Below are 8409 nucleotides of genomic sequence, written 5' to 3'. Positions count from 1 at the left end.
CCGGTCGGGTGAAGGCTAGCCTCTGCCACCGACAACGGTTGAATCGGGGCGTGCGGCCCGAAACGATCCCCCATGAGTATAGAACGCATGTTCGCAGCATTGGGGTGACTGCCCCGGGCTTCTCGGGGCTGCCTTTGATATGCGACCCATGTGTAGAGACTGGGCGGCGGTTGGGATTTCGCGCCGTCGAACTCCCAGGCCGGTCCTGGCGGCTGATGGGCCCTGCGGAGTGGCGGTGGGGAATCATGCTTTATCGGAATCGGCATGAGATCCGTGCACGTTCCATGGGTTCGGTTTGGGGGGCGTCTGGCCTGTGTTGCGAACGGTTTGTCCGGAGCGAGTGACGGGATCGCGCATGGGTTGCTCGCCGCTTTTGTTGCAGGTCGGCCGACTTCTGCTCCAAGTGCACTGGCGCGGTGCCACGATGAACCCACCACGCCAGTGCCTCGACCCGGAGGAGAAAGCCGTGTTCCGCGATCCCGGCCGCCCGGTCCGTCCCGTCCTGCCCATCTGGCAGGAGAACCTGCGGGAGTTCGAGGTCCCTGTCGCCGTCCTCGCCCGGCCGGACCCCGGCCGGCCCGTCCTCGTCGCCCGCCAGGCGGTCGACGGCTTCCTGAACCAGTTGGACGTCGCCTACTACGACGACGACCGCACCATCGCCATCCAGGTCACCACCCACCGGCCGCTGCCCGGCCACTTCCGGATCACGTCGGACCTGTCCCCGTCCGCGCTCCTGGCCGACTTCCTCTACAACGCCTCGCCCCACGGCCCTGTCGAGCTCCCCGGCGAGCCGCTCCCGAGCACCGGGCACCTGACCGTCGACGGCGTCACCGTCCCGGCCGACCGGCTCGTCCACGGCGGCTACGTGGTCACGAGCGCCGCCCTCCAGGACGTGACCATCGCGGTCATCAGCACCACCGGCCTGCACGGCCAGGCCGTACGGCTCCACCGTGAAAGCGCCCACCCGGTCACCGCAGCGCCGTAACGCCGCAACCGCCACGGCGGTGTGCATCGCGCAGGTCGTCACCGGGCCGGAGAAGACCGGGCACGGTCCGCACGGCTGGGAACTGTGGGGGGAGAACGGCCCGGCCGGCGACCCGGACGGTCCTCGTGGCCGATTCCACGTTCGTGCGCGCCCAGGGGCTATGGCGGCACCCCAAGCCAATTCTTGAACCGAACCGGACACTCACGGTGATCAATCACATGCAGAACGCGCATGGAAGGCTACCCTGCTGAGGCCCGATCGAACGCGCGACCCGCCGCCGCGATCGAGCAACCGACCCCGCCCGCACCGGTCCCGGCCGTCCCGGTCACTCCGGCCGCAACAACAATGTTGCACCGCAGACCCTGGTCAACCGCCCTGCCTAGAGCCGGGCCTCATGAGCGGCCCTGGCCGCGACCGGGTTGACGTCGGCCCGACGTTCCTGCTGCATGGCGGTCAGCCGGTTCACCACCATGATCGCCGCCACCGCCGCCACCAGGCGCAGCGCCGAGCCGGCGGCCTCGACCCGGATGGCGTCGCGCAGGCCCCCGAGACCGTCGAGGGGCGGGTCGACCTGGCGGGTCATGGAGGAGGCGATCCGGCCGACGACGAGCGAGCCGATCCAGGTGGCCCACCACACGGCCACCACCTTCTCCGACGGTGTGCGGCGCCGGCCCTCGGCGTCCAGCGGCGCGCTCGCCCGCCAGCAGTCCACGGTCAGCTGCCAGGGGAACCAGAGCCCGACGACGGGGGTGAACCAGGCGCCGACGGCCCAGCCGCTGCCGTGGCGGTGCCCGTTGGGCACCAGCAACTCGGCGTTCTCGCGGATCCGGTGGAACCAGACGACGAACACGACCACAGTGGCGAGGAACAGCGGGACGGACAAGGCGTTCACCGCGTCGGACACGGACACCACGATGTCGAGATCGTCGAACCCGGCGTCGCCCGACCCGTCCAGCAGCCCGCCCACGAGCATGTCCGCCCAGAGGTCGATCGCGACGACCACCGCCGCCAGGACGCCGTTCAGCCCCAGCAGGACGAAGAGGGCCGCGGCAAGGCCGTTCGCCGGACGCAGCGCCGCCACCCACCCCGGGTACGCCTCCGCACACCCGAAGCAGCGCCCGCTGTCCGTCCCCGCCGGACGCGTCCCGCACACCACACACACCATCAGATCGTCCCCTCCGGACAGCACCGCTCGCGGACACGCGGAGCCGGTACGCCACCACCCCGACCGGGGCGGGCGCGCCGACTCTAGGGGACCCGCGCCGCCGCCGGCCAGCGAGAATTCCCAGCCGGGGCCGGCCTTGTCGGCACTGCCCGCTCCGACCCGGCGCGAGCCGACGGCCGCCCGACCCCCGCCCCGCCCTCCAACGGATCAACTCCGCCAGGCCCCCCGTGCACCGCACCCCCGGCTGCTCCCCGCCCTTGAGAGAGCAGCGCCCCACCACCCGGCCGCCGTACTCCCGCTCCCAGATCCCACCGTCTGCTCCAGCAGCGGCAGGGAAGGCACCAGTACCGGCCCGCGCTGCGAGCGGAGCCGCCCGGCCGGCGAGCACGCCCAGGATCGGCGATCACCCGGACTGCGGAGCGGCGCACCGTGCCATCATCTGCACGATGGCCTCTTCGAAGGGCGGGGTATGAGCCGGGGCGCTGGACAGCAGGAGATCGAGCGGGAACTGCGCCGAAGGGCGATCGGCGGCGCGTCCACGCTGGAGATGCTCACCTGGTTGAAGGACGACCTGGAGACTCGGATCAGCGACCCGGTCGACCGCGACGGCGCGATTTCCTTCTGCATGATCTCGACGTTCACAACGGTCTTCGACCTCGGGCTCACACCCGGGCGGTTCATCGCGAGCTGGAACCGGTTCGGAGGGCTCCTGAACGACGAGGAACTGGTGGCGCGACTGGGCCCGCTGGTCCTGGCACCGGACACGCAACCCCAGCCCTGTGAAGGCGGCGGCTACTGGGTCTGAGGGCGGAAGCGGTTCTCCGCCCGGCCGGCATCCCCCGGCCGTCCGCCCCCTGCTGTCCACCCCCGATGCACTCACCCTGCTGCACTCACCCTGCTGCGCCTTGCGCTCGACCAGGGCCTCGCCGCAGGCGGTCCTGACCGCGCAGGGCCGCAGGCCGGTGGGAACGGGAGCTGCCCCGTTCCCACCGGCCCGGGTGGGCAGAGCCTCGGCATGACGACGTCCTCGACCGGGTCCGCAGTTCCCGGCCGTGGGTTCAGCGGACCCGCAGGCGGGGGACGAGGGCGGCGCCGGCGAGGGTGGTGAGGCCGCAGGCGAGGAAGAGGGCGAGGTAGTTGTCGCCGCCGGAGATCGGGTCGCGGCCCAGGGCGAGGAAGGCGGGGGCGAGGGCGGGGCCGACGGCCATGGAGAGGTTCTTGGCCATGGCGAAGGAGCCGAGGTGGCGGCCGGCGTCGCGTTCGTCGGGCAGGACCTGGGTGACCATGCCGAGGTCGACGGTGTAGTAGGCGCCGAGCGCGGCGCCGAAGACGACGCTGTAGAGGTAGACCATCGACACGTCGGCGGTGACGGCCTTGAGCACCAGCATGGCGGCCATCGCCACGGTGGCCCAGAGCAGGAAGGGGCGGCCGCGGCCCAGCCGGGCGGCCCAGCGCCCGGCGAGGTAGGCGGCGAGGCCGGAGGCGGCGGTGGTGACGATGGTGGTGGCGCCGACCAGGGCGACGCCGTCGGCCGCGTTCAGGTGCAGCCGGGCCTGGACGTAGTAGAAGGAGTAGGCGGAGATCATCGCGTAGCCGAAGCTGACGACCAGGCGCTGCGTCCACAGCAGGCGGAAGTCGCGCGCCCCGCGCGGCAGGACCGCCAGGGAGGCGGCCACCGATCGCAGGCCGGCCTGGGGGCGTTCGCCGGGCGCCAGGCGCCGGTCGGGCAGCTTCAGGCACAGCAGCGCGGCGGCCGCGAGGGCGAGTGCTCCGCACAGGGCGAACTGGAGGGTGACGCGGCCGGGCAGCGCGGAGGAGAGGACCATCGCGGGCACGACGCCCGCGAGGTTGCACATGGAGAAGGCGCCGGCGACGCGGGTGCGCCGCTGCGGCGGGTACTGGTCGACGACGACGGCGGTGAGGGCGGAGACCATGCTCTGGTAGCCGGCCACCGTGACCACCCAGCCGGCGGCCAGTGCCGGGGTGCCGGGTGCGAGGGCGAGCAGCAGCAGGCCGAGCAGGCCCACCACCGCCCCGCCGAGGATCCAGGGGCGGCGCATGCCGTAGCGGCTGGTGCAGCGGTCGGACAGGTGTCCGGCGACGGGGGTGACGAGGATGGTGGTGACGCCGCCGAGCGCGGTGACCAGGCCCAGCACGGTGGCCTTGTCGTGCGGGGCGAGTTCCTGGATCCGCTGGCTGAGGCCGAGGACCAGGGGCAGGGAGACGGCGGCGGAGTACCAGAGTTCGGTCAGGCCGACCAGGGTGGTCAGGCCCCGGCGCGGGGCGGGGACGGGGGCGGCCGGGGTGTGGGCGGGAGCGGTGGGTGCGGGGGCGTTCACGGTGGTCACGGGTTCGGTGCTCCGGTTCGGTCAGGGCGTCAGGCCGTCAGGCCGTCAGGGCGGCGCGCAGGCGCTGGACATGGTCGGGGGTCAGGCCGTGGCGGGTGAGGACGGCTTCGGCGCCGCCGCGCTCGGCGAGGGCGTCGAGGAAGGCCTCGATCGCCTGCGCCGGGGCGTCCAGCAGACCGCCGATCCCGGCGGCCGCGCCGTACCGACCGCCGGCGCAACCGCCGGACCCGGCCGTGCCGGCGGATCCGGCCGAACCGCCGGACCCGGCCGTGCCGGCGGGCAGGCCGAGCATGGCCAGGACGGCGGGCATGGCCGGCGCGGTGGCGGTGTAGTCGCGGACGATGTCCTCGCGGCCGGCGCCGACCAGGTCGAGGACGAGGGCGACGCCGAGGCCCGTGCGGTCCTTGCCGGCCGCGCAGTTCACCAGCGCGGGCAGCCCGTCGGCGATCGCGGCGACGACGGAGGCGAACCAGGCGGGGCGGTGGTCGAGCATGAGGACGTAGAGCCCGCCCAGGGTGAGGCCGGGCGGCAGTGCGGCGAGAGAGCCCGGGGAACCCTCGCCGGCCAGGCCGACCACGGTGGCGCCGAGTTCCCGGGCGGCGTCCCAGTCCCCTTCGGTGCGCTCCTCGGGGCCGCGCAGGTCGATCACGGAGCGCAGGCCGGGCACGGCTTGGGCCAGGTCGGCGGCGGTCAGGCCGGAGGGCTGGGCGCTGCGGTAGAGGCGTCCGGCGCGCAGGTACGGTCCGGCGGTCGAGGCGACGTCGCGGAAGTTCACAAGGTTCATGAAGTCATCTATATGACTTTTGGCAGTGGTGTCATCAGGCCTGACGGGGGATACCGGGGTGAACGACTCGGGAACACTGCGCGCCGCCGCCCGTGATCTTCGCCGGCAGGCCGGGGCCGTAGAGTGTCGCCGTGCCCAGAGAAGCCCGCTACCGCGCGATCGCCCGCGACCTGGCCCGGCGCATCGACTCCGGTGACCTCGCACCCGGCTCGCGCGTTCCCACCGAGGAGGCGCTCGCCGAGCAGTACGGCGTACACCGGCTGACCGCCCGCCAGGCCATGGTCGAACTGCGCGCCGGCGGCCTGGTGGAGACCCGCCACGGCAGCGGCAGCTACGTGCGCGCAGTGCGGCGCCGCTTCGAACTGGCCGTCGACCCGCAGACCCGCCTGCACCCTTCCGGCGTCATCGACGCCGTCGCCGCGCACCTGGCCGACGGCGAGGAGCCGCGCTCCGCCGCACTGCGCCAGGACCCCTTCGCCGCCCGGCAGTTGGGGCTGGACGGGGCCGAGGTCTACGAGGTGGCGACGCTGCTGCGGATCGACGGCCTGCCCGCCGTGGCAAGCCGCTACGCGCTGCCGCCACGCCTGGACGGCCTCGCCTGGGACCCGCAGGAGGGCGTGCTGGGCGCGCTGCGCCGGCTCGGCCACGACCACCGCTACCGCAGCCACACCGTCTCCGCCGATCTGGCGGGCCCGGACGACCAGGAGGCGCTGGGGGCGGACGCGGGTGCGCCCGTCCTGGTGCGCGAGGGGCTGATCGTGTGCGAGGGCGAGCCGCTGTGCCACGTCGTGCGGCGCTGCCGGGGGGATCTGGTGGCCTTCACCACCCGCTACGAGTGAACGGCGCCGGCCGGCGCCGCCCCGGAGTGTCCCGCGGGGCGGCGCCGGCCGGCGGTTCCTTCCGCGTCAGTGGCCGCCCAGGTGGGAGACCAACTGCTCCAGGGGCAGCTCGTAGACCGCCGGCTCCTGGCGCAGCGGGACCAGGACCGTGCGCACGCCCTCGGGCGTGATGTCGACCCGGGTGCAGGCCTGGAAGGGCACCGAGCGGACCACTCCCGCCGGGGCGAGCGGGTCGGCGGCGTAGGCGTTGCCGGGGCCCACCCACACCGGCACCCCGGCCAGCTGCCCGGAGGCGGCGCTGTGGGTGTGGCCGGCCAGGATCAGCCGCACGTCGCTGCCGCGCACCACCTCGGCCAGGCGCTGCGGCTCGCGCAGGTCGATGTGCTCGCCGAGCCGGGGGTCCTCGAAGCCGGGGATGAGGCCGCCGAGCGGCGGGTGGTGCAGCACCAGCACGGTCCCGTGCTCGGCCGGCTCGGCCAACTGCGCGGCCAGCCAGTCGAGCTGGCCGTCGTCGAGCTCGCCGTGGTGCTTGCCGGGCACCGAGGTGTCCAGGGTCACGATGCGCAGCCCGCCGACGGTGGTGACGTGGTCGTAGGGCTCGGTGGTGGGCTCCTGGCCCAGCAGGCCGGCCCGCAGGGCGCCGCGCTCGTCGTGGTTGCCGGCCGCGTAGACGACCCGGGCGCCCAGCTTCGCGGCGGCGGCGTCCATCGCCTGGGCGAGCAGGCGGTAGGACGCCTCGTCGCCGCGGTCGGTGTTGTCGCCGGACAGGACGACCGCGTCGAAGTCCCGCCCCGAGGCGAGCGCGGCGTCGAGCGCGGCGCCCAGCGCGGCCCGGGAGTCCACCGATCCGTGCAGCAGGCCCTCGGGGACGACGTGGACATCGGTCAGGTGGAGCAGCGTGTACTGGTAGTTCATGCCCCGACCATGACGGGTCCACGTGACCCCCCAAAGTCATCTATATGAATTCCCCGGGCGGATCCGTACGCACCCGCCCCCCGGCGTCGGCTTGTGAGCCGTCCCGCCGTCCCCGTCCTCTCCCGCATCACCAAGGTCCCCGTCGACACCGGCATGCTCGAAAACGCCGGTCACTACCCCCTCGAAGACCCCGGCCTCCAGCAGATGGAGGACGCCATCGCCGACTTCGTCACCAAGCACACCGCCCGACCTTGCCGGCCCGGCCATCGGCCCCACCCCGTCGGCGGCTGAACCCACGCCACCGTTCAGCCGCCGGCACCGCCCCATCGGCCGGAGCCCTGCCGCCCCCTGAGGGACAGCGGCACCCGGGCCGAACCCCTCCCGCCCCACCGGTCCGCTGACCGCCACTGCACCCGGCTGCACTCCGCGCAGGCGATCGCCGGGAGCACCGGGGGGTGCCCCGGCCACCCGGAGGTCCGGACGCCGCGGTCGACCTCCCCCGAGGCCCCGGGCGGGGCTGGTACGCGGCGGCGAGCGGCGGCACCGTGCCCACCCGCCCGCGCCACGCCACCGGCGCGGGCGCCGGGAGGTACTGGTTGATTGTCAGGTTCTCGGCTCGGTGGTGGAGGCCGCCGCGAACGGTGCCGGGTGGCCGGCGCGGCCACCCGGCACAGGTGCAAGGGCCGGCCCTCCTCGCCGCCCCTCGCGATCACGGGGGCCGAACGGGCTCAGGCTCGCGCTCGAACCTCGATGCCGTCGTACGCCCCGCCGACGCAGGTGCCGAGCCCAGGCTCGATCTGGAAGACCTGCCCGCCCCCGTCCAGGCACTGTCGCGGGGAGATCCAAGCTTCCGCGTTGGCGAATCCCGCACCTGCGAGCGTGAGGGCAACGGACGCGGCGCACAAGGCAGCCGCCGCAAGAGCACGACGCATGAGACGTCCTCGGGTCGAATCGGTTGGACAACCAGCCCATTGGATCCCCGCTCGACGCACTGCTTCGGCATTCCCTCGACGGTGGGCGCGGCGCGTCATCGTGCGGGCGGCCGGGCGCGCAGGGCCGTCCCGGCGGGCCCGGCATCTCGTCCAGCCGGCGGGCAGCTGGTTCGGGAGCTGGGGCGAGGGCGTCCGGGTGTGGCCGGGCCCCGACACCACCCAGCCGCCGCTCACCGTGCTGCCCGCCGGCGTCGAGGTGCTGGTGGAGTGCCAGAAGCAGGGTGAGTCGCTCTCCGTTCCGTCCTGCCTCAACGACTGGTGGGCGTACCTGCCGCAGTACGGCGGCTATGTGACGAACATCCACCTGCAGTCGCCCGGCAACCAACTGCCCGGCGTCGGCGTCTGCTGAACCCGGGCGGCAGCCCCCGCGGCCGGGCGGTG

At 73.8% G+C, this 8409-nt stretch carries 9 protein-coding genes; 5 read left to right on the top strand and 4 right to left on the bottom strand.

What is annotated here, in order from left to right; all coding sequences use genetic code 11:
- Positions 1-466: 466 nt before the first annotated feature.
- Positions 467-985, top strand: coding sequence for a hypothetical protein (locus ACFZBX_RS31080; RefSeq protein WP_391537151.1), 519 nt, complete (start codon positions 467-469; stop codon positions 983-985).
- Between the two features lie 379 nt (positions 986-1364).
- Here the strand turns inward: ACFZBX_RS31080 and ACFZBX_RS31075 are convergent, their stop codons facing one another.
- Positions 1365-2066, bottom strand: coding sequence for a DUF4328 domain-containing protein (locus ACFZBX_RS31075; protein ID WP_391537150.1), 702 nt, complete (start codon positions 2064-2066; stop codon positions 1365-1367).
- Positions 2067-2619: 553 nt separating this feature from the next.
- Between ACFZBX_RS31075 and ACFZBX_RS31070 the strand changes: the two genes are divergently transcribed.
- Positions 2620-2955, top strand: coding sequence for a hypothetical protein (locus ACFZBX_RS31070; RefSeq protein ID WP_391537149.1), 336 nt, complete (start codon positions 2620-2622; stop codon positions 2953-2955).
- Between the two features lie 253 nt (positions 2956-3208).
- Here the strand turns inward: ACFZBX_RS31070 and ACFZBX_RS31065 are convergent, their stop codons facing one another.
- On the bottom strand, positions 3209-4498 hold the full coding sequence (locus ACFZBX_RS31065) for an MFS transporter (RefSeq protein ID WP_391537148.1): 1290 nt from the start codon (positions 4496-4498) through the stop codon (positions 3209-3211).
- 37 nt (positions 4499-4535) lie between these two features.
- Positions 4536-5282, bottom strand: a complete 747-nt coding sequence (locus ACFZBX_RS31060; RefSeq protein WP_391537147.1) for a tyrosine-protein phosphatase — start codon at positions 5280-5282, stop codon at positions 4536-4538.
- 131 nt (positions 5283-5413) lie between these two features.
- Here ACFZBX_RS31060 and ACFZBX_RS31055 point away from each other — a divergent pair, with 131 nt between their 5' ends.
- Positions 5414-6121: a GntR family transcriptional regulator gene (locus ACFZBX_RS31055; protein ID WP_391537146.1), complete on the top strand. Its 708-nt coding sequence runs from the start codon at positions 5414-5416 to the stop codon at positions 6119-6121.
- 66 nt (positions 6122-6187) lie between these two features.
- On the opposite strand, the gene ACFZBX_RS31050 is transcribed toward ACFZBX_RS31055, so the two are convergent.
- The gene (locus ACFZBX_RS31050) at positions 6188-7036 is read right to left on the bottom strand and encodes a metallophosphoesterase (RefSeq protein WP_391537145.1); all 849 of its coding nucleotides are present in this window, start codon (positions 7034-7036) and stop codon (positions 6188-6190) included.
- Between the two features lie 93 nt (positions 7037-7129).
- Here ACFZBX_RS31050 and ACFZBX_RS31045 point away from each other — a divergent pair, with 93 nt between their 5' ends.
- Both ACFZBX_RS31045 and ACFZBX_RS31040 read left to right on the top strand, forming a co-directional pair.
- Positions 7130-7327 carry a hypothetical protein gene (locus ACFZBX_RS31045; RefSeq protein WP_391537144.1) on the top strand — a complete coding sequence of 66 codons (198 nt, stop codon included), beginning with the start codon at positions 7130-7132 and terminating at the stop codon, positions 7325-7327.
- 837 nt (positions 7328-8164) lie between these two features.
- Positions 8165-8377, top strand: coding sequence for a hypothetical protein (locus tag ACFZBX_RS31040; protein ID WP_391537143.1), 213 nt, complete (start codon positions 8165-8167; stop codon positions 8375-8377).
- Positions 8378-8409: the final 32 nt, after the last annotated feature.

The organism is Kitasatospora sp. NPDC008115 (assembly GCF_042957205.1).
Taxonomy (GTDB): domain Bacteria; phylum Actinomycetota; class Actinomycetes; order Streptomycetales; family Streptomycetaceae; genus Kitasatospora.
The sequence above is the reverse complement of the archived record's forward strand: the minus strand, read 5'-3'. Positions and strand labels throughout refer to the sequence as shown.

What these genes read in the sequence shown, in the direction of transcription:
- ACFZBX_RS31070 (WP_391537149.1), top strand. Translation starts at nt 2,620, where the DNA reads ATGAGCCGGGGCGCTGGACAGCAGGAGATCGAGCGGGAACTGCGCCGA.
- ACFZBX_RS31060 (WP_391537147.1), bottom strand. Translation starts at nt 5,282, where the DNA reads ATGAACCTTGTGAACTTCCGCGACGTCGCCTCGACCGCCGGACCGTAC.
- ACFZBX_RS31050 (WP_391537145.1), bottom strand. Translation starts at nt 7,036, where the DNA reads ATGAACTACCAGTACACGCTGCTCCACCTGACCGATGTCCACGTCGTC.